We start from the raw sequence: 26,752 nt of genomic DNA, 5'->3' as shown, positions 1-26,752 counted from the left end.
ATTTTTATAAAAAGAATTAATGATTTTTTTATGAGTAAACTTCCAAATATAGGCACAAGCATTTTTACAACAATGTCAAAAATGGCGGCAGAGTACAATGCGATAAATCTTTCGCAAGGCTTCCCTAATTTTCCGGTAGATAAAAGATTGACCGCCATTATTGAAAAGTTGGCCAGTGAAAATGTCCATCAATATTTACCTATGGCAGGTTACCCACCTCTATTGGATAAAATAGCTGCACTAACAAATCAATCGTATGATAGAACGGTTATTCCCGATACTGAAATTTTAGTAACCGCTGGTGCTACACAAGCTATATTTACCACAATTCAGGCCTTGGTAGATACAAATGATGAAGTTATCCTTCTGGATCCAAGTTATGATTGTTATGAAGCACCTATTCTATTGTGCAAGGGCGTTCCTGTTCGTATTGCATTAAAAGATGATTACACACCCAATTGGTTAAAAATTGAAGAAGCCTGCTCGTCAAAAACCAAAATGTTAATCATTAACAGTCCGCATAATCCCACAGGCAAGATTTTAACCCACGCTGACTTAGAGGCACTAGAAAATATTTTGGAAAAATACCCGAACATAATTTTGCTTTCTGATGAAGTTTACGAATACATTACTTTTGAACAAAAGCACCTATCGCTAAATACACGTAAAAAATTAATCAACCGTGCTGTTATTGTATCCTCGTTTGGAAAATCCTTTCATATTACTGGTTGGAAGATAGGCTACCTCATCGCCCCTGAACATTTGATGAAAGAAATAAAAAAAGTACATCAATTTGTAGTGTTTAGTGTCAATAGTATTTCTCAAATTGCGATAAGTAATTACCTTGAAACTGTTTCGGTAAATGACATCAGCCAAAACTATCTTGAAAAAAGAGACTTCTTTAGATCACTACTTAAAAATAGTCCATTTGAGCTATTGCCTTGTGAAGGAACTTATTTCCAAGCCGCTTCTTACGCAAAAATTTCAACTGAAAATGATGTAGATTTCTGTAGACGATTAATCATCGAACATGGAGTTGCCGCAATTCCTATATCTAGCTTTTATGCTAACGGCAAAGATTTAAAGTTAATTCGGTTTTGTTTTGCAAAAGACAATCTTACCCTAGAAGAGGCAGCCAAGAGGTTATGCCAAATATAAAGTAAATATAGTAAATTAATTTAGTATGCACGCATACTAAATTAATTTACTATATTTACAATAAAAACAACTCTCATGACTTATACTGACAAAATGTTACGCGACGATGCCCTTAAAGGAAAAGTAATTGTAGTTACTGGTGGTGGTAGCGGACTAGGAAAAGCTATGACAAAATATTTCTTAGAGTTAGGTGCTGCAGTTGCTATTACCTCTAGAGATTTAGATAAATTAAAAAACACTGCATCAGAACTCGAAACTGAAACGGGAGGAACTTGTCTCCCACTCCAGTGTGACGTGCGTCATTATGAAGAGGTCGAAAACATGTTACAGGAAGTTTTAAAAGCTTTTGGCAAAGTAGATGTATTACTCAACAATGCTGCTGGGAATTTTATTTCTCCAACAGAAAGATTATCGGCCAACGCTTTTGATACTGTTATTGACATTGTTTTAAAGGGAACAAAAAACTGTACGCTTGCTTTTGGTAAACATTGGATAGATACTAAACAAACAGCTGCTACCGTTTTAAATATTGTAACCACTTATGCCTGGACTGGATCAGCGTATGTTGTTCCAAGTGCCACTGCCAAAGCTGGAGTACTTGCTATGACACGCAGTTTAGCAGTAGAATGGGCAAAATACGGTATTCGTACTAATGCTATTGCGCCAGGACCTTTCCCTACTAAAGGAGCCTGGGACAGATTACTTCCTGGAGATCTCGCTGAAAAATTTGACATGGCTAAGAAAGTGCCTTTAAAGCGTGTGGGAGACCATCAGGAATTAGCCAACTTAGCAGCCTATTTAGTATCTGATTTTTCGGCATATATAAATGGTGAAGTTGTTGTGATTGATGGCGGTGAATGGTTAAAAGGAGCTGGGCAGTTCAATTTACTGGAAGCGATTCCAGAAGAACTTTGGGACCAGCTCGAGATGATGATAAAAGCAAAGAAGAATAAATAAGTAAGATCTGAATTCTTTTTACCTAGGAGCGCTAAAGTTATTTAGCGCTCTTTTTTTTCTAAAGGCAGCAGTAGACAAAAGAGTTAAAACGTAAGATTTTTAAAAGCAAACCTATAAATACCCGATAGATTAGCAACAAATAATACTAAAACCAGAACAAAGTTTAAAACAAATAATAAATACTAATTCTAATTTAGCAATTCTCTATTTTCAATCGATAAATTCCTATTTTTGCAGCAAAACAAATAAACTTAACTATTTTATGCTTATCATAGGGATTGCAGGCGGAACAGGAAGCGGTAAAACAACCGTTGTTCATCAGATTATGAATGAATTACCAGAAACAGAAGTAGGTATTATTTCTCAGGATTCATACTATAAAGAAAATCATAATTTAAGTTTTGATGAACGTGCACTGATCAATTTTGATCATCCCCGTGCCATCGATTTTGAACTTTTAGTTTCTCACCTTAAAGAACTTAAAGCCGAAAAAACGATTCAACAACCCGTATATTCTTTTGTAACACACAATAGAACTGAAGATACTATTACTACGCACCCTAGAAAAGTAATGATTGTTGAGGGAATCTTAATTCTAGCAAATCCAGAATTAAGAGATTTATTTGACGTAAAAATTTACGTTCATGCCGACTCTGACGAGCGTCTAATTCGTCGTTTAAAAAGAGATATTGCAGAGCGTGGTCGTGATATGGACGAAGTTTTAAACCGATACCAAAATACATTAAAACCCATGCACCAGCAATTTATTGAGCCTACAAAAGCTTTTGCTGACATCATTATCCCTAATGACAAATACAATACTGTAGCAATTGATGTCGTTCGTGCGGTAATTAATCAAAGAATTCTATAATTTTATTGTAAATTTATCACAGCTATACGTTATCCGGTAGCTTTTCGATTTTTTTCTAAAATAAGGAGCTACTTCCTGCTGTACACTTAATCTTATATGCCGAACCCCGGCATATAAGGATACCGTTTCCATCAGGGCTAAAAAAACATCAAAATGAAAAACCCCTATAAAGACAAATCATGGTTTAAATTTGTGAGCAACAAATACGTTTGGGCACTATTGTTTTTTATCACCTGGATGGTTTTTCTAGACAACTATTCTTATTTTGATCATCGCTTTTTAGACAATCAAATTAGTGAATTAGAGGATAACAAAACATACTATCAAGAAGAAATCAAAAAGGACGAAGAGCAAATCAAGCAGCTAAAAAATCCTGAACAAATAGAAAAGTATGCTCGCGAGAAGTACTTCATGAAGAAAGAAAATGAAGACATATACATCATAGAGTTTGAAAGCGACAGCATTGCTAACAATACTAAATCTTGAATTATAAAAAAATAAAAATGGCTATTAATCAATTCGAAGATTTCGAGTCTGTTTCATCCAAACAATGGAAACAAAAAATCCAGTTTGAACTTAAAGGAGCAGATTACAACGATACTTTAATATGGAATTCTCCTGAAGACATTAAGGTAAAACCTTTTTATCATAAAGACGAATTTTCAAAATCATTAGCAGTAGAGACTAAAGCTACTGAATTTAAAATCTGTCAAAATATCTTTGTTTACGACGTTGACAAATCAGTAGAACGTGCTTTAGACTCCATTAATCGCGGTGCTGAAAGTTTACGTTTTACCATAGAAGATGAATCGATAGCTGTAGAAAAACTATTAGAAAAATTACCATTACAAAATATACCTGTTTATTTTAACATGAACTTTTTTTCAATCGATTTCGTTAAAAAAATTGAGCAGATAGCGGTACAGCACAAGGCAACATTTTATTACAATTTAGATCCAATAGGACAATTAGCTAAGGATGGTAATTGGTTTCCAACAGCGGAAAAAACTAATTTTGATAGCCTCAATTTGCTAGCCAATTCTATTACTACAAATTCCATTATTAGTATCGACTCTAGTTTGTATCAAAATGCAGGTGCTAATATGGTGCAACAAATTGCTTACGCTTTAGCACATGCAAATGAGTATTTTAATAGAATTCCTATTATCAATCAAAAAGTGGTTATTAAAGTAGCTGTAGGAACAAATTACTTTTTTGAAATAGCTAAACTACGCGCAATAAGAATTTTATATAAACTTATTGCTAAAGAATACAACCATGATTTAGATTGCCATATTTTAGCAACACCTACTAAGCGAAACAAAACATTGTACGATTATAATGTCAATATGCTTCGCACTACAACAGAATGTATGTCGGCAATAATTGGTGGTGCAGATACTGTGGCAAACCTAGCTTATGATTCCCTCTACCACAAGGACAATGAATTTGGCGATCGTATTGCTAGAAATCAACTCTTAGTGCTTAAAAATGAAAGCTATTTTGACAAAGTAAACAATACTGCTGATGGTAGTTATTATATTGAAACACTAACCAATCAATTAGCAGAAAAAGCACTGGTTTTATTTAAAGATATAGAAGCTAATGGCGGTTTCCTTAAGCAATTGAATGAAGGGATTATCAAAAGAAAGATTCAGGAAAGTGCTGACAAAGAGCAAGAGCTTTTTGACACCGGAAAAGAAGTTTTATTAGGAACAAATAAATACCCTAATAAAGACGACCACATGAAGCAGGATTTAGAACTGTTCCCTTTTGTGAAAATGAATCCAAGGAAAACATTGATTACTCCCATAATCGAAAAGCGATTAGCCGAGAAAGTAGAACAAGAACGACTAGCAACAGAATAAAAGCTAGAGCTAACAATTCATTACAAATAGTGCAAATTAAGATCCTCAGATGATACGAAATGACCTCAAACATATTCAATTAGAAAGCATTAAAAAAGAACCACTTAGTCAAATAGAACAGACTGAAGGTTTCTTAACTGCCGAAAACATTGAACTAAAACCCACTTATTCTGAAAAGGATATAGAAAACCTTACCCATCTTGATTTTGGAGCAGGATTTGCTCCTAATTTACGTGGCCCGTATACGACTATGTATGTACGTAGACCATGGACCATTAGACAATATGCCGGATTTTCAACCGCCGAAGAAAGCAACGCCTTTTATAGACGTAATCTTGCAGCTGGACAAAAAGGCTTATCCATTGCCTTTGACTTGCCTACACATCGGGGTTATGACTCTGATCATGAACGTGTAGTGGGAGACGTAGGGAAAGCAGGAGTAGCAATAGATTCTGTTGAAGATATGAAAGTGCTTTTTGACCAGATTCCTTTAGACCAAATGTCGGTTTCAATGACTATGAATGGTGCCGTTTTACCCATCATGGCATTCTACATCGTCGCTGCTGAAGAACAAGGTGTAAAACCAGAGTTATTATCAGGAACCATTCAAAACGATATTTTAAAGGAATTTATGGTGCGCAACACCTACATCTATCCTCCTACTCCTTCGATGAAAATTATTGCTGATATTTTCGAATATACCAGTAAAAAAATGCCGAAATTCAATTCCATCTCTATTTCTGGATACCACATGCAAGAAGCAGGCGCTACAGCTGATATTGAACTAGCGTATACTTTAGCAGATGGTTTAGAATACATAAAAACAGGATTAGCTACAGGAATGAAAATTGATGATTTTGCTCCTCGCCTCTCTTTCTTTTGGGCTATAGGCATGAATCATTTTATGGAAATTGCTAAAATGCGTGCAGGAAGAATGATCTGGGCAAAACTAGTTAAACAGTTTAACCCAAAAGATGATAAATCTCTGGCGCTTAGAACACATTGTCAAACAAGTGGGTGGAGTTTAACGGAACAAGATCCTTTTAATAATGTAGCACGAACTTGCATCGAAGCGACAGCAGCTGCTTTTGGAGGGACACAATCTTTGCACACTAACGCTTTAGATGAAGCGATCGCTTTACCCACAGATTTCTCTGCCAGAATTGCTAGAAATACCCAAATATTTTTACAAGAAGAAACTAAAATCACCAAAACGGTGGATCCCTGGGCTGGAAGTTATTATGTAGAAAGTCTGACCAATGAAATAGCCGAAAATGCTTGGAAACTTATTGAAGAAGTAGAAGAGTTAGGTGGTATGACCAAAGCTATTGAAGCAGGAATTCCAAAACTGAGAATTGAAGAAGCTGCCGCTAGAAAGCAAGCACGTATTGACAGTGGACAAGATATTATTGTGGGGGTTAATAAATACCGCTTAGAAAAAGAAGATCCGTTGCATATTCTTGATGTAGACAACCAAATGGTTCGTAAACAACAATTAGAACAACTAGAAAAAATAAAAGCAACTAGAAATAGTGAAAAAGTTCAAGAATCATTACAGAAACTAATCCATTGTGCTCAAACAGGCGAAGGTAATCTATTAGAGCTTGCAGTAGATGCGGCACGTAATAGAACTACACTTGGTGAAATCAGTGATGCCTTAGAAACAGTTTTTGGTAGGTATAAAGCACAAATTAAATCCTTTAGCGGTGTGTATAGTAAAGAAATTAAAGACGATAAAAGTTTTGAGCAAGCAAAAAAACTAGCAGACGCCTTTGCTAAGCAAGAAGGACGTCGTCCACGAATAATGATTGCTAAAATGGGACAAGATGGTCACGATCGAGGCGCAAAAGTAGTGGCTACCGGCTATGCTGATGTCGGTTTTGATGTCGATATTGGCCCCTTATTTCAAACACCTGCCGAAGCAGCTAAACAAGCTATTGAAAATGACGTCCATATTTTAGGCGTTTCATCATTAGCGGCAGGGCATAAAACTCTAGTCCCTCAAGTTATTGAAGAACTTAAAAAATATGGCCGTGAAGACATTATGGTAGTTGTAGGAGGTGTTATTCCTGCACAGGATTACCAGTATTTATTTGATGCAGGAGCAGTTGCCGTTTTTGGACCTGGTACAAAAATCAGTGAAGCAGCTATAAAAATTTTAGAAATTCTAATTGACTAAAGTCATTTAGTAACATAATAACTCCATTAATTCGGTTCTAATCTTCATTGATTAGAACCGAATATTTTTATTGACAGCATACATTATCTCTTTAAGGTGAAATGACCTCGATGCTCTCTCTTATCTTCTCTGATAACTAAGAACCAGTAATCAGTAGAAGGCATAGGTCTTCCATGATAATTGCCATCCCATCCTACTTCAAGCGGACTTAAAGAACGTAGTAATTTACCATACCTATCAAAAATATAAATTTTCATATTGGGTTCCTGTGCTGTATATTTTATATTCCAATAATCATTGAACCCATCTGCATTTGGTGTAAAAAAATTAGGATACATCAATAGTAACACCTCTTTTATCACCGCACTACAATCCGTTTTATCGCGTACATGAACTTCATAACTTCCTGTGGCTAAATGTTCAAAAACAGGCTCAATTTGATAATTAGTACCATCAATTGAATATTCAAAATCGCCATTCCCTGATACAAAAATGTGGATACTGTTATCGTTGTACGTCCAGTCAGTGGTTTCTACAATAAAATCAAACGAATCTGTTTCTACCTCCGGTACGGTATAAATTGTAAAGGTTTTGATTTCATAACAACCGGTGTTACTGTCTTCCATTCTTACAAAAATATCCTTTTGTGTAGTCTCCAGTAAAAAAGCTTGTGTAATTTCATTAATCTCTAAATTAGCGTCTTGACTGGATTGATAAAAACTAGTTTTAAAGTCTGTTAAGCTTTGATTTCCAATAATTTCAGCTTCTTTTTCTTGTAAATCTATAGGAATTCGAATAGGATAATTTACAGCTCTACAGTAATAGATGTTATTTAAAGCATCGTAAACTGGAGCGCTCCTAGTTGTAATAGTAAAATCATAAATTGCTAAACATGAAGTCTGCGTGTTTTCCATTCGCACAAATATCTGCTTGTCTGTGCTCGTAATCGCAATAGTATCTGGTAATGGATTTGTATCTGTAACTGCGTCTTGCTCACTTTCGAAAAAGCGGACATCAATATTATTTTGAAGGCCCACAATTTCAGGCTCTAAAGCGAGAAGGTTGAATGCAGTCCCTGAGCTATTGCTAACACAGTTAACAACTGGACTAGGATCAGTAAAGGTGGGAGGAACCCCAATTACTAGATCTACTGGAACTATTACTTGCTGGTTATTAATAATATTTGTTAGGGCAACATAGACTGTTTGTCCTCCTGATACGGTATTAATCCACGAATCAGGTAACGCATTTTGATTGTTTTGAGCATCTATCAATGTTTCAAACACATTAGTTTGAATTTCAACTGCTTCATTTTTCCCTGCTGCTCCATACCAATCATCAAAACCAGTATTAGCCAAAACTAAATTAAATGACAACGGACTAAGATTTATTTTGTACAACTGCGAGCTAGTAACGCCATATAGAAATCCAAGTTCACTTGCTAAGCCATAGGTGTTGTTTGGTAAGACCCCAAGATCTACATGAGAAATGTAATTAGTACTAGCGTCAACAGTTACCTCATAGAGTCTTGTAGAGCCACCCAGATCCCAAGCAATATACATTTTGTCTTGATACATTACAAAATCCCCTGCCGCCTGCCCAGCTCCAAAATCATGCCATGTAACTAATTGATCATAATTACCACTTTCTAACCGGTATACCTTACTATCAAAACCCCCTAAATAGAGATTATTATTTCTATCAAATGAAAGTGATGTCACCCAGTCACTAAAATTAAAATCATAGGTAACTTCGATTTGGCAGGTAGTTTCGTTTATCTTATAAATTTTATTTGATACCGCTACATACATCTCCCCATTTTTATTGATGGCAATATCTAACATTCCCGAACCGAAATTATTAGAACAAACTAATGTTCTAGTAGGACTGCTTTCAACATCGGTCACAAAATAAACATTACCATTCCTGGTGCTAATAAATATTCCACCTTCAGTTCCAAATTGATCTAAATTTTGCTCAAAAATATATTCTTTTATTTCTTTGAGATTGACTGTAACAAATCCGTCAAAATCTGTATCACAATACTGAAAGGTCTCATTTAGCAACTTGAAAGTATGTTGCTCTTTTGCAATTTTATTGATAGGAGTGCCCGCCTTTTGATATAGTTTGTTCTGCGACAATAACATAAGAGGCGATAGCAAAACCAAAATTAACCCAACAGTTTTTTTAAAATCCTGTTGCGTTGCTAACAATCTCAATATCATATTAAAAATAGTTGCCCCCATGAAAACATATCTTTTCCTGTATAGTAAAAATAAAGCTTTAAGTCTGTAAATCAGAATATTAAAGTATTTATTTTTTGATTACAATCAAATTAGAAAGTTCTCAAGATTTATTTTAATAGAATAAAAGCTAAAATAGTCCAGAACAGCTTCTAAATCTCCTATAATAGAATTTTCGCATTTAAGCCTTAAAAAAACCAGCGTTAATCATAGTTGGAAACAGTTTTGTGTCACTTCCGTGGAAATTTATTACAGTTAACCATACAGGAATAATGATTTTATATAATCAGGGAGTTAAACAGTTACCAACTGTATTTTATCAATTTCTAAAAATTAATCTCATTAAAAAACCTTATTAATTCCTATTAAATCAAAGCTTGACAAGCCAATGTTAATTAACAAATTATTACATAACTCATTAACAATCAGTAGCTAACAATAGCGTTACCTTTATAAATGAAGACAATTATAAACGCTCCAGATCTTAAAGTGAATTTTTAAAATATTTATTTAGAATACATTATCTAACAAAAAGGGGAAGTAAATATAAGCCTTACAATTTATTCTATTTCGAATTATTAACAATAAAAATCAACTATTATGAAAGCGTATATTATAATATTGTTATTCCTAGGAGTAACAACTCTATCCTATTCTCAGGATACAATGGAAAATGAGACTAAAAACGGAAATATTAATCTTGAAAATCTACCAGCGGTAGTAATTAAAAGTGCTGGTTCTGATTTCTCAGTGTACCTTCCGGACAGAAATGCTGATCAAAAAATCAGAAAGTTAGAAGATGAGTTTATTGCTTATGATTTAGGTAAAGATTATGAGGGTTACGAAACTTATCTCGTAATTATGGAGATCAAAGATGGTTCACTCGCAGCTACCTATAATGAAAAAGGAAAACTAATTAGAGTGGTCGAAAATTATAAAAATGTAAAATTACCTAGCAAAGTGATATATTCTGTATACAAAAAGTTTCCTGGATGGGAAATTGTAAATGATAAATACTTGTATTCTCAGAAGGAAGGTGATGTACAGAAAAAACAATATAATTTAAAAATCAAAAAAGGAAGTAAAACCCGGAAATTAACCGTTCATCCTGACGGCGAAATTGTAGCAGGAATTTAAATAAAATAACCTTGGGCTGTTTATTTATCTAAACAGCTCTTTTTTGGTGTATTTTCTCCTCGCAAGCAATAAAATTTAAAATAGCATACTTGTAAAACTACACTATTTATTACAAAATAGAATTCAACTTCTGAAAAATCTTATTAAATTATCTGGAAAAACCTACTATTTATTAACAAAACATAGTATTATAATTAACACTTTAGGGACTTAAAAAGAGTAACTTTACAATAGTGAGCTTTTTAAACAGACACACAAACCATTGTTTAACAATCACTTACATTGCTCCAAATGATGAATTTTTATATGTAACCACATTATTAACTTAAATACATAACATCATGAAATCATTTATTATTACCCTATTAATTATCGGTTTAAGTGTTCCGGCTTATGCCCAAGTCAAAACAAAAAAAAATGCTGAGAGTGGCATGGTTAAAATGGAAGAATTACCTGCAGTTGTCATAAAAAGAGCGGGAGCTGACTTTTCAGTTTATATTCCAGATCAAAATCCCGATCAAACAGTAAGACGTATGGAGGAAAAATTTATTGCCTATGATTTAGGTAAAGATTATGAAGGTTATGAAAACTACTTAGTCCTAATGGAAACTAAAAATGGATCCTTATCTGCGACTTATAATGAAAAAGGAAAGCTAATCAGAGTTATTGAAAATTATAAAAATGTACGATTACCCAGCAAGGTCATTTACTCTATTTACAAAACGTATCCAGGGTGGACTATTGTGAATGATAAATATCTGTATACTCAAGAAGAAGGAGACATCATTAAAAAACAATATAACCTCAAAATTAAAAAGGACAAAGAAACTCGAAAATTAATCGTTAAAGCTAATGGAGATATTATTAAAGTGAATTAACATATTAACACTGCAATAAAGGCTGTACAAGATAAACTTGTACAGCCTTTATTTTTTTTAAATCAATAAGATCGTTATTTTAAACTTACTACTGCATTTATATTTGCAGTTATAAAAGAGGTATCATACCCACCAAATGCCTTCATATAACTTCTAATCGAAGTCCCATAGGCATCTTTTATGTACCTTTTCCCATTGTTCTTAAAATATCTTTTCACAGATCCAGCACCTCCTAAGTGAGCAGCTGCTAAAATTCCCGATTCTGTGACTAAGATACCGTTGACTTCAGTACCTTCATATTTTTCGATAACATCTTGTAGAATCGCTTTGTTTTTAGATAAAAGCGCTACAAAAGCTCTTTCTTGCATCTTAGGACTTCTTAAGAATAGAAGGCTATCATGAATTCCAACTGATTTTAAGGTTTCAACGCCAAACTGGTATTTACCTAAATAACCAAGAGAATTAATTTTTTTGTATTTTCCTTCAGATTCTTTGTAACCTAATGCTTCTTTAAAACCAATAAATAAATTTCCAGTAAAAGGAATATTCAAATTGGTGTAATCTTCTTGTTCTAAAGATGGATATAAGTATTGTTTCCCATCTGTGTTTTTTACTAGAAACCATTTATTTGTGTCTAATTTAAGCGGCTTAAAACCGGAACTTAAAAAGGCTATAATAATAGTTAAACTTGCATAAAAATACCACTTCTTTACCATAAATTGTTTTTCTTCAAAACGCTGTCCCGTTAAGAAATTTCTGCGTGCAAAGATACAATAAAATTTATAATACTGAAAATCAACCCGTTAAAGTTGTCTAAAAATACAAAATGTGAGTTCTAAATCCCTCATTAAGTGAGTATTCAATCGATGGAGCGGGGATTTTGATCGAATTAAAAACCGTGAAAAAAGTCTTTAAAAAAGGTGAATTTGTATCGATTTTCGTCAGATCAACGTCAAAACTAAGATAAAACTGTCGTTTTCTTCCCGATGCGGAAAGGTTCTTTTTGTCAGAATAATCCCCGTTTCCAGACAGCATTCCGTCGGCTCCATAACCCACTGCAAGATTTAACCATTTGGGAATTTTTGATGCTTTTGCAAATGAATGCAAATTGACCGATAGCCAATAGGTTTGACCGTTATAATCTTTTAGAATTTCTTCGGCTAAGTTTTCTCCTAAGGCAGTAGGACGAATTGCTGCATATTGTGTTCTGTGAAAGGAGAATTTGGGTTGGATTCGTTGTTCATTCCAGATTAATTCTTGTGAAACATATAAGGCAGTTCCAGAAGCATTAGCGACAATATCCCCCATAGAGAACCCCCATTCTGAAGAAAAACCATCCATTAGCTCGACAGTTGTTAAAAATGCAAAACCTACTCCAGCACCATACAACAACTGTGTTTTTTGACAAGCACCACTCCACTTAAGCGCCTCAGAACTAAATCTTCCTAACTGATAAGACGAATAGGCGTGTCCAACTTTATCCACTTGGAGCCATTCCTCAGTGTCATTAATGAGATGGAATTGAGATTGTGGATAGTCAGCATACCACAACTGGTTTAAGGCAGCTAAAGTTGCCGTAGCTAACAAACCCTCAGAAAGTAACACAGTGTTTTGCCTTTTTGCATTTAGTGTATCAGACGGCTTTAAGAATTTATTTAATCCATTTTGGCCATAAGACAACGAACATGCAACTATGAAAAAGATAAGAACTAAATATTTTCTATAACCCAAAACTATCTTTTTACTCCTTGGGCGTTAATCCAGTCTGAATATTTTTTTGCATTTTTATTATGCTCTGCTAAAGTCGCTGCAAATTCATGGTAACCAAAACGATCAACACTAGCACAGAAATAAATAAAATCATTTTTTTCTGGATTTAACACTGCTTCTAATGCAGTAATATCAGGCATCGCGATAGGTCCAGGAGGAAGTCCTATATTGACATAAGTATTGTAAGGAGAAGCCATCGTTAAGTCATTATAAAACACTCTTTTGATTACTTGGTCAAAATCGTTATCTCTCTTTTTAATGGCAAAAATCACTGTTGGATCTGCTTGAAGAGGCATTCCTAATCGCAAACGGTTTAAATAAACACCAGCAATCCTAGGACGCTCGTCCTTTTTAACAGATTCTTTATGAACTATAGATGCTAGTATTGTCGCTTCGATAGGCGACAGACCTTGCTTTTCAGCCTTGGCTACGCGTTCTTTGTTCCAAAAATTACGGTATTCTTTAATCATTTTATCCCTAAACTTTTCAGCCGAAGTGTTCCAATAAAATTCATAAGTATTAGGAATGAACATAACAAACACATTATCCTCATTAAAACCGTTTTCTTTCAAAAATATCGAATCTTTAAATGTTGTTAACAGTGAAATACTATCTGCTTCAATTTGCGAACCTACTCTACCAGCAAGGTTCTCTAAACGTTCTTGATTATTAAAGGCTAAGCTAACAGGCACATTAGAACGCAAACTTTTCACTAATTCGTAACTGTTCATTCCTTTAGTAAATAAGAAACGCCCAGACTTTACTGATTGTGGATAGTTTCTTTTATTGGCCACCATTTCAAAACGGTCCATATTGTCAACATAAGAAGCAATAATCACTTTCGCTTGTGCATAGGTAGCATCTGTCGGGATGTGAACGTAAACCTCTTTCTCGGCAAATTTAGTGTTGGCTGCAAATATTTGTCTTACTAGTATGAAACCATAAATGATTAAACCCGTGACAACAACTACGGCTACGATTGATATAATTTTCTTTAAGTTCAAAGTTTTAAATTTAAAATTGTTGGTTGATTAATTGGTATACCGCTTCGTCTTTATAAGCCCCTTCCACTAAATTCCAATCTTTTTTTATCCCGATGCATTGAAAACCAAATTTAGTAAAAAGTGCTATACTAGCTTCATTTTTAGTGTCAATATTTGCATAAAGTTGGTGCAAATTCAAATGATAAAATGAGTACGTAATTAGCAACTCAAGTGCCTCTGAACCTATGCGTTGATTGCGTTGATCATTCTTTTGAATAACGATCCCTACTCCCGCTCTATTATTTTTTGGGTCAAAATTAAATAAATCAATCAATCCCAAGGCGGGAAAATCCTCATCTTGACATATTGCTAAACGCAATTGTTTCGCTTCATAAATATCTTGATGTGCATTTTCCAAATATTGTTTTACTAGAAATCGGCTGTAAGGTGTTTGCGTATTACTAACGCCCCAAATGCTCTCATCATTTTCTATTGCATAGATAAATTCCAGATCATTAGGTTCAAGTGCTCGAATATAGATATTGTCTCCTTTTAGCGTAATCATTTATTTATTGTTTACTATACCTCAATAGTCCCCTCAAAAACAAATTCTGCAGGACCTTTCAAGAATACATTACTATACTGATCATTAGTTACATCGAATGAAACAGCTAATTTACCCCCTTCTACATTCAAATTTATTGCAGTTGCATCCGTAACTCCGGTAGCATTCATAGCAATAGCCACCGCTGTTGCACCTGTACCACAGGCTAAGGTTTCGTCTTCAACGCCTCGTTCATACGTACGAAGAGAAAAAGTAGTATCGTCTATTTTTTTTACAAAATTAATATTACTTCCTTCGTCACCATATAACTCACTGTAACGGATGGCAGCTCCACTGTCTTTTACATTATAAGTTTCCAAATCATCAACTATTTGCACATGATGGGGTGAACCTGTATTTAAAAAAGAATAGTGTTCAAATCTATTGATGCTGTTTACGTCAATCATTTGTAATGAAACTATGCCGTCTACGTCAATTGAGGCGTGATGTAAACCATCAACTGCATTAAAGGTAGTTTTATTATCTATGACTGCAAGTTTTTTGGCAAAAGCCACTAAACATCTACCTCCATTACCGCACATTGTACTTTGATTCCCATCAGAGTTGTAATACACCATTTTAAAATCAGATTCAGGATCATTTTCTAATAAAATTAGTCCATCTCCCCCAATTCCAAAACGTCTGTCGCATAAATGGGCTATAAGTTTGATGTCCTCTTTAGGAAAGTTTTGTGCACGATTATCAATCATTACAAAATCATTTCCTGTTCCTTGATATTTATAAAATTTTATTTGCATTATCTAAGCTATTATTCTCTACAAAAGTAAGATTATTAATGAAATGTTAATCATTGTTAAAGAGCGTTAAACTGCTTTTTAACATTTGATTTTAGCACTAAATTTACCTTACAAATAACGTAAAAACGATTTTTATTATGAAACAATTTTCCAAGCTATTTTTGGTATCGCTTTTAAGTGGTGCCACCACGTTAGGAGCTTATAAATTATTATTCGATAGTAATGGCTATTTTTCGACTCATAATAATCCCATTACTACAGTTGCAAATGAGTCTTTTGGAAGAAAAGTAGGCTTATCATCTGATGTAGTTGACTTTACTGAAGCAGCAGAAAACACAGTGCATACTGTGGTTCACGTTAAAAATGTATCCTACAAAACAATCTCTAACCCCATGCTTGAATATTTTTATGGTTATAAAGGCGGACAATCCCAAGAGCAAGTTGGAACAGGATCAGGAGTGATTATTTCTGCAGATGGATATATTGTCACTAATAATCATGTTGTGAAAGATGCTTCGGAAATTGAAATTACCTTAAATAATAAAAAATCATACAAAGCTAAACTTATTGGTACGGACTCCAAGATGGACATTGCCCTTTTGAAAATTGATGCCGATGAAAAATTACCTTATACTAGTTTTGGGAATTCAGATTCAGTGAAAGTCGGCGAATGGGTTTTGGCAGTCGGAAATCCATATAATTTAACATCGACAGTAACTGCTGGAATTGTTTCGGCAAAAGCCAGAAACTTAGGAACCAGTGGTATCCAGTCTTTCATTCAAACGGATGCAGCGGTAAACCCAGGAAATAGTGGTGGTGCTTTAGTGAATACCCGAGGAGATTTAATAGGAATTAATACGATGATTTCTTCCATGACGGGCTCATATGTTGGCTATTCTTTTGCGGTTCCTTCAAATATTGCCAGAAAAATTATTGAGGATATTATGGAATACGGTAATGTGCAACGTGGAATCCTGGGCGTAGAAGGTGGCGAACTAAATTCAATGGCTTCAAAAGAATTGGGCTTGACACAAACGGAAGGGTTCTATATCAATAAGGTTACTAAAAATTCTGGTGCTGAGAAATCAGGTCTAAGAAAAGGAGATATTATTGTAAAATTAGACAATCAAAACGTAGCTACATTTGCTGATTTATCGGGTTACATTAATACTAAAAGACCAAATGATAAAGTTGAAGTTACGATTTTACGAGATGGAAAAATGAAAGCAGTTCCCGTTGTTTTGAGTAAAAATGAATTTTTTACTACCGAATTCAAGGGAATAGAACTAGAAAATATCGACGCTGCAGACAAAAAGAGGTTTCGTATCGATTATGGTGTTAAAATTAAAGCCATAAATAACGAGAATCTTAGACAGTACGATGAAGAATTAAGAGGAAATATAATTCTAAGTATTGATAATGTAAAAGCTAAAGATATCGAAACGGTTGCTAAACTTTTAAATAAAAAAGAAGAGAATCAAAGTATGCGACTTGAAATGATTAACAAAAATGGGGAAGTCATTAGAATTATAATCTAACAGTTTCAAATATATACAGTAAAAGCCAGCTTGTAAATCAAGCTGGCTTTTTTTTATTTGAAAAAAAAGTGAAAAATAGTTTACGAAATCGATTGAAATGGGTATTTTTGCGCCAAATTTAAAAAAATAACTACTCAATTTTTACAAATTTTCATTTATGAAAAACACAGCTTTGTACCAAAAAGAAGTTTCATTTCAAGTCGACAGACGTCGTGCGGGAGTCGAATTAATTAAAATCATTAGTGATTTATGGTATGACAAATCCATCGAAATGGTTTTGTTCAAAAACCAATTATTAGACAAAAACGTTAGCGACATTATCAATTTGCATCATTATGCAGGAGAATTTGTAGGTAAGCCAATTACTATCTTTGATTCAGTCGAAATTGCTAGAGTCGTTTTAGAATTAGATTTGCCACCTTCAAAATTAGATATTGGTAAATTAACTTATGAATACCTTTTAGAAGATGAAAAATATCCAGATGCAAGACATTTTGTACTTGACAAACTAAAAGATGCTAAAACATCCGAAGAAATTCAGCCTAAAGATGTAGTTCTTTATGGTTTTGGTAGAATTGGACGCTTACTAGCAAGAGAATTAATGTCAAAAACAGGTAAAGGGAATCAATTAAGGTTAAGAGCCATTGTTACTAGAGATAAAAATGATGCTGCAAGTCTTGAAAAAAGGGCTTCTTTATTACGTTATGACTCTATTCATGGAGACTTTCAAGGTTCTGTAGTGGCTGATCCAGAGAACAATGCTTTAATAGTAAATGGAACTACTGTTCATGTGATTACAGCCAATGCTCCTGAAGATATTGATTATACTGCTTATGATATAGACCATGCATTAATAATCGACAATACAGGTGCTTTTACTACTGAGGAAGCATTAAGCAGACATCTGGTTTCTAAAGGTGCTCATAAAGTCTTACTGACTGCACCAGGAAAGGGTGTTCCCAATATCGTTCATGGGGTGAATCAAAATGAATACAATCCTGACGAAATCAATATTTTTTCGGCAGCATCTTGCACTACTAATGCTATAACACCAATTCTTAAAGCTGTTGAAGACACTTTAGGAGTGGTAAAAGGCCATTTAGAAACAATTCATTCGTATACAAACGACCAGAATTTAGTAGATAATATGCACAAAAAATACCGCCGTGGAAGAGCTGCAGCCTTGAACATGGTGATCACTGAAACAGGAGCAGGAACGGCTGTTGCCAAAGCACTGCCTTCACTAACCGGAAAACTGACTTCAAACGCGATACGTGTTCCTGTACCTAATGGTTCTTTAGTAGTATTGAATTTGGAGGTAGAAAAAGAAACTTCAGTAGAAGAGATTAACACTATCATGAAGAAATATGCCCTTGAAGGGGAACTAGTGGAGCAAATTAAATACTCCGTAAATAATGAGTTAGTTTCTTCAGATATCGTAGGGACCTCAGCACCATCAATTTATGACAGTAATGCTACTATTGTATCTAATGATGGGAAGAACATTGTATTATATATTTGGTATGATAATGAATATGGTTATAGCCACCAAGTAATTCGTTTAGCCAAATACATTGCTAAAGTAAGACGCTTTACGTACTACTAGCCTTCCGCTTACAGGTTGGAATCGGTTACTATATATTTTTAGTTTTTAGTTTTTAGTTCAAGTTTTAGATTAAAGTTTATAACCCCAGCCTGTATAATATCAAAAATCCGTTTCGTGCAATACGAAACGGATTTTTTTATGTTTAGTAAAAATAGAATAAAGGAATCCTTTTCCTTTGCTTTTTATTCTATTATAAGAAGTTATTCTTTCGCCTTTGTCAAATAATACACTGGTATACCAAGTAGCATGATCAAAACTCCCCAGCCACTCGTACTAGTTTTTGTATAAAGTAAAGCAATACAAATAGCACTTGCAATAATAATATATAGCGCAGGCAAGAATGGATATCCAAACGCTTTATACGTGCGCTCTGCATCTGGCATTTTTTTACGCAATATAAAAATCCCAAGAATAGTTAAGATATAGAATACCAACACAATGATGACTACAAAATCGAGCAAATCTCCATATTTCCCTGTCAAGCACAAAGCAGAAGCCCAAATACATTGTGCCCAAATAGACCAAGCAGGAACTTTGGCATCATTTAATTTAGCTGCTTTTTTGAAAAACACACCATCTTGTGCCATAGTGTAATACACTCTGGCTCCTGCCATAATTAAACCATTGTTGCAGGCAAATGTAGAAATCATAATCATCACCGCTATTATCAATGTTCCAATGGGACCAAAAATATATTGAGAAGCGACCACTGCTACTCTATCTGACTCGGCTGTAGCAATTTCTTGTAAAGGGACTACCGCCAGATACATAATATTAGCTAAAATATAAATGATACTAACTATCATTGTTCCTAAAAACAGACTTAAACCTACATTACGCTTTGGGTTTTTAATTTCAGCAGCTATAAAGGTCACCCCTTCCCAAGCCACACTAGAGAACATGGAACCCACTAAGGCAGCAGATATTCCTGAAATCAATGCCGTTCCACTTATAGGCAACCATGAACCACTTGCTACATCTAATGATTGCGATGCCCAGGCATTAGCCCAGTTTGCATCCCAAACCTCAGCCTTCGCAGCAAAAAAGCCAAAAAGTATTAATCCTGCTAATGACAATATTTTAATTACAGTCAAAACCGTTTGTAAAATCTTTGAGTTTTTTACTCCCCTACTATTTAAGTAACTCAGTAATACAATCGTGACTATCGACACAATTTGAGCCGCATTCAATTTAAAATCTCCTATTTCATACAAGATATTTTTATCACTAAAAGAGGGAAACAAATAGGCGGCAAATTTTGAAAACGCAACCCCTACGGCAGCAATAGTACCCGTTTGTATTACGGCAAAAAAGCTCCAACCGTATAAAAATCCTATCAACTTACCATAAGCCTCCTTGATATACACATATTGTCCACCAGCTTTAGGAAATAGGGCGCTCAGCTCACCATAACTAACAGCAGCAATCACCGTAATCGTTCCCGTAAGAACCCACATAGCAATCAACCAACCGGCCGAACCCAACTGTCGCACCATATCAGAACTGACTATAAATATTCCTGAACCTATCATTGATCCCACAACCAGCATGGTTCCATCCATGAGGCCGAGTTCTCTCTTAAAATCATCTTGATTATTCTCTTGCATATTTGTTTTTGCTTTTAATAGTTGTCTAAAGATATACTTTTTTTTGAAAAAGTATAAAGTATCTATAAAACTTAGCTCTACTGATTCCAGAAGAAATATATTACTTAAAAAAATATGTGGCGCATTATTAATTGACTGCGTTAGTACTTAATTCAAGAATTGATTATGCAGAATCATAGATGTATTGCGAAAAATCAAAAACTTAAGTTTTTTACTTTTATATTTGAATTCGCTTCTTAGCTACCAACACCTAAAAATTATTAAAATGTTTGAAGTTTTTTTTTCTCATATACTTAAAAAAGTTTCCCTCACGGAGAATGACAAAGAAAATATCAAAACCTATTTCATTGCAAAGAAACTACGAAAAAAAAACTTCTTACTTGAAGAAGGCGAAGTTTGTAAATACCTGTCATTCGTAGAAAAGGGTTTACTAAAATCTTATAATATCGATCAAAAAGGAGTCGAGCACATCAACATGTTTGCAAGTGAAGGTTGGTGGATAGCTGATATTTGCAGCTTTTTTTCAGCTGAAAAAGCAGTTTTAAATATAGATGCTTTAGAAGATGCTGAACTGCTGATGATATCGCTTCAGGATTTTGAAAAAATGACTTTAGAAGTACCGATAATGGATCGTTACTTTCGAATCCTTTTCCAAAATAGCCTTTTTACAAAAGAAAAAAGGTTAATGAGTGCTATTACACATACTGCCGAAGAAAAATATATCCTCATCACTCAAAATAATCCAGAACTTATTCAACGAGTGCCGCAGCATTTAATTGCGTCTTATTTGGGTATAACCCCAGAAACCCTGAGCCGTATTAAAAAGAATATTTTGATTAAGTAATGCATGAGCTTACCATAGATCAATATTATTTCTTATTTTACATCAACATACATCCAATAGCTGAACTTTATATTTGTAATCAAATTAAATAATTAGAATTACTAAAGATTTACATAACGATGGCAAATACAAATCCCAGAATACTTATTACTGGAGCTACTGGTCAGGTTGGTAGCAAAACAATAAATTACTTATTATCAAATCCGTCTATAGAAATTGTTGCAGCTGTACGTACCGTTGAAAAAGCAGCCTCATTTAAGTCTAAAGGCATTGCAACTGTTATTCTTGATTTTGATGATGAGAGCACACATCTTACTGCGTTTGAAAACATTGACTGTGTTTTTATAGTTACTGGATACACGGTCGATATGCTACGCCAGAGCAAGGCTATATTAGATGCAGCTAAAAAAGCAGGAGTTAAACATATTGTGCATTTGGGGGCTTGCGGACCAGACGATACCACTGTAGGTCATTGGGTTTGGCACCAATTTGTAGAGCGTTATATCGAATGGTGTGGTTTTTCATTCACTCACTTGCGACCTCAGGATTTTATGCAAAACCTTATTGGCTATGGTGGAAAAAAAGGAATTAAAAATGGTGTCCTTCATCATTATGTTTCTAATGCCCGATTAAGTTGGGTGGATGTGAATGATGTAGCGCAGGTTGCTGCAATAACATTAGCTAATCCAGAAATACACAACGGTAAAACCTATAGACTTGGCTATGACGCGCTGAATTTTACTGAAATCGCTAAATTGATGACTTCAATTATAGGTCAACGTTTTCGATATGAGCCCTTATCCCCTGAGGTTTTTTTACAAGCAATGATTGATTCGGGGGCAGAAATGGCATACATGACTTGTGTGTATGACCATTGGAAGAGACATGCGGCTGGAACGATACCTAATGCAGATGAAACTTTTGACAATTTCTACGCAATAACTGGCAAACAACCAACAAAATGGGCGGAGTTTATTGAGAGACATAAAGACCAGCTAGTATATTAAGGCATTGCATTTTAGTTCAATGGAAAAGTTGACTAAATCTAATTCTTCCCTTATAGCCATAATTATATAATCCTTAATGTGATTATGCAGCTACTGTAATGTGGAATAGACAGCTAAAAAAAACTGCATTTTTAAAAATGCAGCTTTTTTTTAAAATTGATAAAAACTAAATATATTTATTTAGTTTTCATTGGTGGTAAATCAAATGCCGCTGATTCATGATTAAAATTGTTACGGTGCGACCCATCGCAGAAAGGTTTATTGGAGGATAATCCACAACGGCACAACCCTAAAGCTGTTCTTCCTTCTAATCCATATACTTTACCGTCACAATCCATTATTTCGAAGTCACCCTCTATTTTAATTGATCCGTTGTTGTTAATTATTAATTTTGTCTTGCTCATAGTTTCTTTGTTTTTCTGAGTTCAAAGATTATAAAATATCTACTAATCTTTTATATTGATTTGCATTTTTTATGAAGTACTAACGCTATTTACATTAATTCTATTTTAACGAGTTAATTTCATTGTTAAGTTGATTCTAACAGTTCTTTTATTTTTTAAAAGGCAGCTACACAAAAGACAGCTGTTCTAAATCCCTTTTCGTTTTGTAGGTCAAATCAAGTATATTTACAAAACTGCTGTTGGATTACAAGCAGCACTTTGGCTATTTAATAAATCTACTGCATTTAATAAAAACACTATTTATAGCATGAATAAAAAAATTGGACTCTTTGAAGCAATGTCAATTGGTATTGGCGGAATGGTAGGCGGCGGTATTTTCGCCGTACTTGGTTTAGCCGTTTCACTAGCACAGGGCGGCACTCCACTCGCCTTTCTATTTGCGGGACTAATTGCTTTGATCACTTCCTACAGCTATGTAAAATTATCTCTAGCGTATCCTGATAGAGGCGGAACTGTAAAATTTATCAACCAAGGCTTTGGTCAATCTGTTTTTAGTGGCGGAATGAATAATATATTATGGGTGAGTTATATCATTATGTTATCACTTTATGCCTCTGCTTTTGGTTCTTATGCTCCTAATTTATATTCAATAAGCTCTAAAGCTGTAGACTTTCATATCTATGCAAGTGCCATCATAATAGTAGCAACTGCCATTAATTATTATAGCATAAAAGTGGTGGGTCAAATCGAATCTTATGCTGTAATTATCAAACTTTCTATCTTGCTTCTATTTACCATAGTTGGCGTATATGGTTTGTTTGGAAATGCCAATTTATCCCAACTGACAATTTCCAATTGGGAAACTCCAGTTAAACTTTTAACTGGAGGGATGGTCATATTTGTAGCCTATGAGGGATTTGAGTTGATTGCCAATGCTGCTCCTGACATTGAAAATCCAAAAAAAAATATTCCAAAAGCCTACTACTATTCTATCCTTTTTGTAATTGTGTTATATGTAATTATTGCAGTTGTCACCGTAGGCTCTTTGCCATTTTCAACTATTGCAACTGCAGAAGATTACGTGTTAGCCGCAGCAGCAGAACCTATGATAGGGAAAGCGGGGTTTACCATCATCACCATTGCCGCTTTAATCTCAACTTTCTCGGCCATCAATGCCTCCTTATATGGAGGCAGTAGGGTCAGTTATGAAATTGCCGAAGAGGATGAATTGCCTCATCACTTAACCAGTAAACTTTGGAACCAACCTATAGGATTACTGATTACAGCTATTGCTACTTTAACAATTGCTAATTTGTTAAAATTAGAAAGTCTTTCAACTGCGGGAAGCGTAGGTTTTCTCTCCATCTTTGCAATTGTTAATTACGTAGGTTTTAAATTGCATAGCCAAATTAATGGTAACAGAGTCATCCCGTTACTAGGTTTTTTACTTTGTTGCAGTGCTTTGGTAATCCTAATACAGCAACAATATTTATCAAATAAAACAGCTGTAATTGTTGCCTTATCAATCATAATTAGCTGCTTTGTTTTAGAATGGATTTATAAATCAAAAACGCACCCATCATTGCAGTGATAGACAACAAAATCTCTATTTAATTTTTCTATTATTGCAAACATGAAAACGAAATTATTTAAAGAAGTTTATACCTAGTTATATAGTCTAATATTGGTCGTTTAAATGATGTATTTATTTGTTGACTTATTCAAAAACCAATATTATTTTAGTATCACCCTAAAATCACCCTCAAATATGGAAGATAGATCTTTAGACACTGATTTTTTAACCAGCTTAAAATTTGAACCTTTAGAAAAAAAGAATTGGCATCAATTGGTAAAGTTATTTGGAAACAATGGCGCTTGCGGTAATTGCTGGTGTATGTACTATCGCCTTAAAAAAAGTGATTTTGATGAAGGAAAAAGCAATGAAGGTAATAAGGATGCAATGAAAGAATTAGTTTGGGCTGAAAAACCAACAGGACTTCTTGCTTTTTATGAAGACATTCCTATAGCTTGGTGCGCCTTTTCGCCTAGAGATGACTTCTCTAAACTAGCTAGATCTAGAGTACATAAGCCTATCGACAATCAATTAGTCTGGTCTATACCTTGTACTTTTATTGCCAAAAAATTTAGACGTCAGGGCGTTTCTGTAGCAATTCTAAAGGGAATAGCAATCTATGCAAAAGCTGCGGGGATTAAAATTATAGAAGCCTACCCTACAATCCCTACACAGGAAAAACTCCCCGACTCATTCGCTTGGATTGGTTTGTATAAATCTTTTGAAAGAGCGGGTTTTGAAATTGTAGATCGTACTTCAAAAAACAGACCTATGGTACGCTATTATGTAAAATAACAGCACTCCCCTATTTTATTATAAGGTTTTTCGTTTTGTAAACATTACCAGAAAATAAATGGTAAATTAGTGCTTCTTTTTTAGCATTTTGAAAACAGAAGAATTTAAAAAAATTGGATAAAATTAATCAGACAATACTAATATGGATAAATTAAAAATAGGATGGGTAGGACTTGGTAATATGGGGAATCCCATGGTTATGAATTTACTTAAAGCAGGTTATGAAGTAAGCGTCTTCAACCGTACCAAGGATAAAGAAGCAGCTTTAATTACAGAAGGAGCAAAAGCGGCGACTAGTTTGAAAGACATAATAGACAACAATGATGTCATTATCACCATGCTATCCAATGATGCTGCTGTGAAAGAAGTATTTGAAGGGGAGGGTGGCCTGTTATCTGCCAATTGTTCTGGAAAAGTCATTATCAACATGAGTACAGTTTCTCCAGAGACTTCTCGTTATTTGAATACTCTTTGCAAAGAAAAACAAGTACATTTTATAGACGCACCTGTTTCTGGTAGTGTTAAACCCGCCCAAGAGGGAACATTAGTTATCCTAGTAGGAGCTACTACCGCTGATTTTCAAATAGCTAAACCTATATTTGATGTTTTGGGTAAAATTGCAATTCATGTTGGCGAACCCGCTGTTGCCAGTTCGGCCAAACTTGCTATTAATTATTTGTTAGGTCTTAATCTACAAGGACTAGCCGAAACTGTATTATTTGCCGAAAAAAATGGCGTAAGTAAAGCTGATATGCTAAACATTATAAACCAAGGTGCCTGCGGTAACGGTATCACAAATATCAAAGCTCCAGCAATAATCAACGACAACTACCCTGCTGCCTTTGCTTTGAAACATCTGGTAAAAGATTTAGGCTTAGCCAAAGCAGCAGGTTTAGATTCACCATTAATTCACCCACTGTATGATAGTTTTGTTCAGGCACAAGATGAAGGATTAGGTGAACAAGATGTGATGGCTATTATAAGTAGTTTAAAAAACAAATAAAACGATTTCAAATAATAATAATAATAATAATAATAATAACACTTAGTAATTTATGGGTTTATTTTCAGCACTTCTAGGCAACGCAGGAGCGGTAAGTCAAGAGCAACTAGCTAAAGAATACGGGCAGTTAATGATTGATGGTGAGGAAATAGAATTGGGTTTTAAATTAATTCGCGACACTTTTATTTTCACTACTAAACGCTTAATATTAGTCGATAAACAAGGATTAACTGGCAGCAAAACTGAGTACAAATCGATTTCTTATAAAAGCATCTCAAGATTCAGCATTGAAACAGCGGGCACCTTTGATCTCGATGCGGAATTGAAAATTTGGGTGTCTAGTGAATTGCAACCCAGTATCAGAAAACAATTTAATAAATCCGTGAATGTATATGAAGTTCAAAAAATACTTGCTCATCACGTATTAAGATAAAAAAAACATGAACACAAAACTTCAGCTTTGCCTACTTGTCAGTTTATGCTTCATCAGTTGTAAACCAACCATAGACGAATCTACTAAAATAAAACAGCTGCTTGAAAAAGAATCAGCGACATGGCGCTCTGGAGACAGCCAGGCACATGCATCTTGCTGGCACATTCAGCCCTACAGTAAGATACTTGTTTCTACCATGGATGGCAAAACCTATGATGTCCCTCCAATGGAGATGATTAAAATAAACCCCGATAATGTAGGCAGTGGCGGAAGTTCAATAAATACCAATTATAAAATGAGCATCCATAAAAACAATGCTTGGGTAAGTCATGATGAAGTATCAACTGCAAAAGATGGAAGTATAAGCTATTCCCATGAAATCAGATTATTAGAGAAAGTAAATAAAGAATGGAAACTGGTAGGACAATCCATTCATGTTTTTAAAAAAGAATAATTAAACGCCATTTCTGTTATTGAAATGTTAATATGGTAATGCTGTAAGCTTTCAAAAAAGTTTTGTAACAGCTAAGATTCTC

General features: G+C 34.5%; 25 protein-coding genes. 17 read left to right on the top strand and 8 right to left on the bottom strand.

The window, feature by feature from the left end:
• Positions 1 to 30: 30 nt before the first annotated feature.
• The 6 genes from ACEN2K_RS08735 to scpA all read left to right on the top strand — a co-directional run bounded on the left by ACEN2K_RS08735 (position 31) and on the right by scpA (position 7,033).
• Complete coding sequence (locus tag ACEN2K_RS08735) at positions 31 to 1,158, top strand: methionine aminotransferase (protein ID WP_441758945.1); 1,128 nt, start codon at positions 31 to 33, stop codon at positions 1,156 to 1,158.
• A 75-nt stretch (positions 1,159 to 1,233) separates the two neighbouring features.
• The gene (locus tag ACEN2K_RS08730; protein ID WP_441758944.1) at positions 1,234 to 2,115 is read left to right on the top strand and encodes an SDR family oxidoreductase; all 882 of its coding nucleotides are present in this window, start codon (positions 1,234 to 1,236) and stop codon (positions 2,113 to 2,115) included.
• A 262-nt stretch (positions 2,116 to 2,377) separates the two neighbouring features.
• Positions 2,378 to 2,986: a uridine kinase gene (udk, locus tag ACEN2K_RS08725; protein ID WP_441758943.1), complete on the top strand. Its 609-nt coding sequence runs from the start codon at positions 2,378 to 2,380 to the stop codon at positions 2,984 to 2,986.
• A gap of 153 nt (positions 2,987 to 3,139) precedes the next feature.
• Positions 3,140 to 3,472 (top strand): FtsB family cell division protein, encoded by a 333-nt coding sequence (locus ACEN2K_RS08720; RefSeq protein WP_441758942.1) that lies wholly within the window; start codon positions 3,140 to 3,142, stop codon positions 3,470 to 3,472.
• A gap of 17 nt (positions 3,473 to 3,489) precedes the next feature.
• Entirely contained in the window at positions 3,490 to 4,854 is a 1,365-nt protein-coding gene (locus ACEN2K_RS08715; RefSeq protein ID WP_441758941.1) for a methylmalonyl-CoA mutase subunit beta, read from the top strand.
• Between the two features lie 49 nt (positions 4,855 to 4,903).
• A complete protein-coding gene (gene scpA / locus ACEN2K_RS08710) occupies positions 4,904 to 7,033 on the top strand; it encodes a methylmalonyl-CoA mutase (RefSeq protein WP_441758940.1) in 2,130 nt (709 codons plus the stop codon).
• Between the two features lie 83 nt (positions 7,034 to 7,116).
• Here the strand turns inward: scpA and ACEN2K_RS08705 are convergent, their stop codons facing one another.
• Complete coding sequence (locus tag ACEN2K_RS08705) at positions 7,117 to 9,258, bottom strand: T9SS type B sorting domain-containing protein (protein WP_441758939.1); 2,142 nt, start codon at positions 9,256 to 9,258, stop codon at positions 7,117 to 7,119.
• A 618-nt stretch (positions 9,259 to 9,876) separates the two neighbouring features.
• Between ACEN2K_RS08705 and ACEN2K_RS08700 the strand changes: the two genes are divergently transcribed.
• Both ACEN2K_RS08700 and ACEN2K_RS08695 read left to right on the top strand, forming a co-directional pair.
• Positions 9,877 to 10,413, top strand: a complete 537-nt coding sequence (locus ACEN2K_RS08700) for a hypothetical protein (RefSeq protein ID WP_441758938.1) — start codon at positions 9,877 to 9,879, stop codon at positions 10,411 to 10,413.
• 341 nt (positions 10,414 to 10,754) lie between these two features.
• Positions 10,755 to 11,291: a hypothetical protein gene (locus ACEN2K_RS08695; RefSeq protein WP_441758937.1), complete on the top strand. Its 537-nt coding sequence runs from the start codon at positions 10,755 to 10,757 to the stop codon at positions 11,289 to 11,291.
• Positions 11,292 to 11,365: 74 nt separating this feature from the next.
• Here the strand turns inward: ACEN2K_RS08695 and ACEN2K_RS08690 are convergent, their stop codons facing one another.
• The 5 genes from ACEN2K_RS08690 to dapF all read right to left on the bottom strand — a co-directional run bounded on the left by ACEN2K_RS08690 (position 11,366) and on the right by dapF (position 15,406).
• Positions 11,366 to 12,007 carry a peptidoglycan-binding protein LysM gene (locus ACEN2K_RS08690; protein ID WP_441758936.1) on the bottom strand — a complete coding sequence of 214 codons (642 nt, stop codon included), beginning with the start codon at positions 12,005 to 12,007 and terminating at the stop codon, positions 11,366 to 11,368.
• Between the two features lie 97 nt (positions 12,008 to 12,104).
• Positions 12,105 to 13,022, bottom strand: a complete 918-nt coding sequence (locus ACEN2K_RS08685) for a DUF2279 domain-containing protein (RefSeq protein ID WP_441758935.1) — start codon at positions 13,020 to 13,022, stop codon at positions 12,105 to 12,107.
• Positions 13,023 to 13,024: 2 nt separating this feature from the next.
• Complete coding sequence (gene mltG, locus ACEN2K_RS08680) at positions 13,025 to 14,065, bottom strand: endolytic transglycosylase MltG (protein ID WP_441758934.1); 1,041 nt, start codon at positions 14,063 to 14,065, stop codon at positions 13,025 to 13,027.
• Between the two features lie 10 nt (positions 14,066 to 14,075).
• Positions 14,076 to 14,609, bottom strand: a complete 534-nt coding sequence (locus ACEN2K_RS08675) for a GNAT family N-acetyltransferase (protein WP_441758933.1) — start codon at positions 14,607 to 14,609, stop codon at positions 14,076 to 14,078.
• Positions 14,610 to 14,623: 14 nt separating this feature from the next.
• Positions 14,624 to 15,406, bottom strand: a complete 783-nt coding sequence (gene dapF / locus ACEN2K_RS08670) for a diaminopimelate epimerase (RefSeq protein ID WP_441758932.1) — start codon at positions 15,404 to 15,406, stop codon at positions 14,624 to 14,626.
• A 137-nt stretch (positions 15,407 to 15,543) separates the two neighbouring features.
• On the opposite strand from dapF, the gene ACEN2K_RS08665 reads away from it, so the two are divergent.
• Entirely contained in the window at positions 15,544 to 16,944 is a 1,401-nt protein-coding gene (locus ACEN2K_RS08665) for a trypsin-like peptidase domain-containing protein (protein WP_441758931.1), read from the top strand.
• A gap of 157 nt (positions 16,945 to 17,101) precedes the next feature.
• Complete coding sequence (locus ACEN2K_RS08660; RefSeq protein ID WP_441758930.1) at positions 17,102 to 18,550, top strand: glyceraldehyde-3-phosphate dehydrogenase; 1,449 nt, start codon at positions 17,102 to 17,104, stop codon at positions 18,548 to 18,550.
• A gap of 200 nt (positions 18,551 to 18,750) precedes the next feature.
• Here the strand turns inward: ACEN2K_RS08660 and ACEN2K_RS08655 are convergent, their stop codons facing one another.
• On the bottom strand, positions 18,751 to 20,157 hold the full coding sequence (locus tag ACEN2K_RS08655) for an APC family permease (protein ID WP_441758929.1): 1,407 nt from the start codon (positions 20,155 to 20,157) through the stop codon (positions 18,751 to 18,753).
• A gap of 265 nt (positions 20,158 to 20,422) precedes the next feature.
• Between ACEN2K_RS08655 and ACEN2K_RS08650 the strand changes: the two genes are divergently transcribed.
• Together ACEN2K_RS08650 and ACEN2K_RS08645 are read left to right on the top strand one after the other, a co-directional pair.
• A complete protein-coding gene (locus ACEN2K_RS08650) occupies positions 20,423 to 21,001 on the top strand; it encodes a Crp/Fnr family transcriptional regulator (protein WP_441758928.1) in 579 nt (192 codons plus the stop codon).
• Between the two features lie 119 nt (positions 21,002 to 21,120).
• Positions 21,121 to 22,008, top strand: coding sequence for an SDR family oxidoreductase (locus ACEN2K_RS08645; protein WP_441758927.1), 888 nt, complete (start codon positions 21,121 to 21,123; stop codon positions 22,006 to 22,008).
• A 176-nt stretch (positions 22,009 to 22,184) separates the two neighbouring features.
• Here the strand turns inward: ACEN2K_RS08645 and ACEN2K_RS08640 are convergent, their stop codons facing one another.
• On the bottom strand, positions 22,185 to 22,412 hold the full coding sequence (locus ACEN2K_RS08640; protein ID WP_441758926.1) for a CDGSH iron-sulfur domain-containing protein: 228 nt from the start codon (positions 22,410 to 22,412) through the stop codon (positions 22,185 to 22,187).
• 307 nt (positions 22,413 to 22,719) lie between these two features.
• On the opposite strand from ACEN2K_RS08640, the gene ACEN2K_RS08635 reads away from it, so the two are divergent.
• The 5 genes from ACEN2K_RS08635 (at position 22,720) to ACEN2K_RS08615 (ending at position 26,670) form a co-directional block, all read left to right on the top strand.
• Positions 22,720 to 24,003, top strand: coding sequence for an APC family permease (locus ACEN2K_RS08635; RefSeq protein ID WP_441758925.1), 1,284 nt, complete (start codon positions 22,720 to 22,722; stop codon positions 24,001 to 24,003).
• Between the two features lie 177 nt (positions 24,004 to 24,180).
• On the top strand, positions 24,181 to 24,780 hold the full coding sequence (locus ACEN2K_RS08630; protein WP_441758924.1) for a GNAT family N-acetyltransferase: 600 nt from the start codon (positions 24,181 to 24,183) through the stop codon (positions 24,778 to 24,780).
• Positions 24,781 to 24,922: 142 nt separating this feature from the next.
• Positions 24,923 to 25,783, top strand: a complete 861-nt coding sequence (locus tag ACEN2K_RS08625; RefSeq protein ID WP_441758923.1) for an NAD(P)-dependent oxidoreductase — start codon at positions 24,923 to 24,925, stop codon at positions 25,781 to 25,783.
• Positions 25,784 to 25,835: 52 nt separating this feature from the next.
• Positions 25,836 to 26,216 (top strand): PH domain-containing protein, encoded by a 381-nt coding sequence (locus tag ACEN2K_RS08620; RefSeq protein WP_441758922.1) that lies wholly within the window; start codon positions 25,836 to 25,838, stop codon positions 26,214 to 26,216.
• Between the two features lie 7 nt (positions 26,217 to 26,223).
• Positions 26,224 to 26,670 carry an endo-arabinase gene (locus ACEN2K_RS08615; protein WP_441758921.1) on the top strand — a complete coding sequence of 149 codons (447 nt, stop codon included), beginning with the start codon at positions 26,224 to 26,226 and terminating at the stop codon, positions 26,668 to 26,670.
• Positions 26,671 to 26,752 lie beyond the last annotated feature (82 nt).

It is taken from the genome of Flavobacterium sp. W21_SRS_FM3, assembly GCF_052113625.1.
Taxonomy (GTDB): Bacteria; Bacteroidota; Bacteroidia; order Flavobacteriales; family Flavobacteriaceae; genus Flavobacterium.
The sequence above is the reverse complement of the archived record's forward strand: the minus strand, read 5'-3'. Positions and strand labels throughout refer to the sequence as shown.

Coding starts and splice junctions, on each gene's coding strand:
- ACEN2K_RS08655 (WP_441758929.1), bottom strand. CDS start 20,157: ATGCAAGAGAATAATCAAGATGATTTTAAGAGAGAACTCGGCCTCATG.
- ACEN2K_RS08625 (WP_441758923.1), top strand. CDS start 24,923: ATGGATAAATTAAAAATAGGATGGGTAGGACTTGGTAATATGGGGAAT.
- ACEN2K_RS08705 (WP_441758939.1), bottom strand. CDS start 9,258: ATGATATTGAGATTGTTAGCAACGCAACAGGATTTTAAAAAAACTGTT.
- udk (WP_441758943.1), top strand. CDS start 2,378: ATGCTTATCATAGGGATTGCAGGCGGAACAGGAAGCGGTAAAACAACC.
- dapF (WP_441758932.1), bottom strand. CDS start 15,406: ATGCAAATAAAATTTTATAAATATCAAGGAACAGGAAATGATTTTGTA.
- ACEN2K_RS08665 (WP_441758931.1), top strand. CDS start 15,544: ATGAAACAATTTTCCAAGCTATTTTTGGTATCGCTTTTAAGTGGTGCC.
- ACEN2K_RS08615 (WP_441758921.1), top strand. CDS start 26,224: ATGAACACAAAACTTCAGCTTTGCCTACTTGTCAGTTTATGCTTCATC.
- ACEN2K_RS08690 (WP_441758936.1), bottom strand. CDS start 12,007: ATGGTAAAGAAGTGGTATTTTTATGCAAGTTTAACTATTATTATAGCC.
- ACEN2K_RS08720 (WP_441758942.1), top strand. CDS start 3,140: ATGAAAAACCCCTATAAAGACAAATCATGGTTTAAATTTGTGAGCAAC.
- ACEN2K_RS08645 (WP_441758927.1), top strand. CDS start 21,121: ATGGCAAATACAAATCCCAGAATACTTATTACTGGAGCTACTGGTCAG.
- ACEN2K_RS08700 (WP_441758938.1), top strand. CDS start 9,877: ATGAAAGCGTATATTATAATATTGTTATTCCTAGGAGTAACAACTCTA.
- ACEN2K_RS08660 (WP_441758930.1), top strand. CDS start 17,102: ATGAAAAACACAGCTTTGTACCAAAAAGAAGTTTCATTTCAAGTCGAC.
- ACEN2K_RS08650 (WP_441758928.1), top strand. CDS start 20,423: ATGTTTGAAGTTTTTTTTTCTCATATACTTAAAAAAGTTTCCCTCACG.
- ACEN2K_RS08715 (WP_441758941.1), top strand. CDS start 3,490: ATGGCTATTAATCAATTCGAAGATTTCGAGTCTGTTTCATCCAAACAA.
- ACEN2K_RS08620 (WP_441758922.1), top strand. CDS start 25,836: ATGGGTTTATTTTCAGCACTTCTAGGCAACGCAGGAGCGGTAAGTCAA.
- ACEN2K_RS08635 (WP_441758925.1), top strand. CDS start 22,720: ATGAATAAAAAAATTGGACTCTTTGAAGCAATGTCAATTGGTATTGGC.
- ACEN2K_RS08695 (WP_441758937.1), top strand. CDS start 10,755: ATGAAATCATTTATTATTACCCTATTAATTATCGGTTTAAGTGTTCCG.
- ACEN2K_RS08675 (WP_441758933.1), bottom strand. CDS start 14,609: ATGATTACGCTAAAAGGAGACAATATCTATATTCGAGCACTTGAACCT.
- scpA (WP_441758940.1), top strand. CDS start 4,904: ATGATACGAAATGACCTCAAACATATTCAATTAGAAAGCATTAAAAAA.
- ACEN2K_RS08730 (WP_441758944.1), top strand. CDS start 1,234: ATGACTTATACTGACAAAATGTTACGCGACGATGCCCTTAAAGGAAAA.
- ACEN2K_RS08630 (WP_441758924.1), top strand. CDS start 24,181: ATGGAAGATAGATCTTTAGACACTGATTTTTTAACCAGCTTAAAATTT.
- ACEN2K_RS08640 (WP_441758926.1), bottom strand. CDS start 22,412: ATGAGCAAGACAAAATTAATAATTAACAACAACGGATCAATTAAAATA.
- ACEN2K_RS08735 (WP_441758945.1), top strand. CDS start 31: ATGAGTAAACTTCCAAATATAGGCACAAGCATTTTTACAACAATGTCA.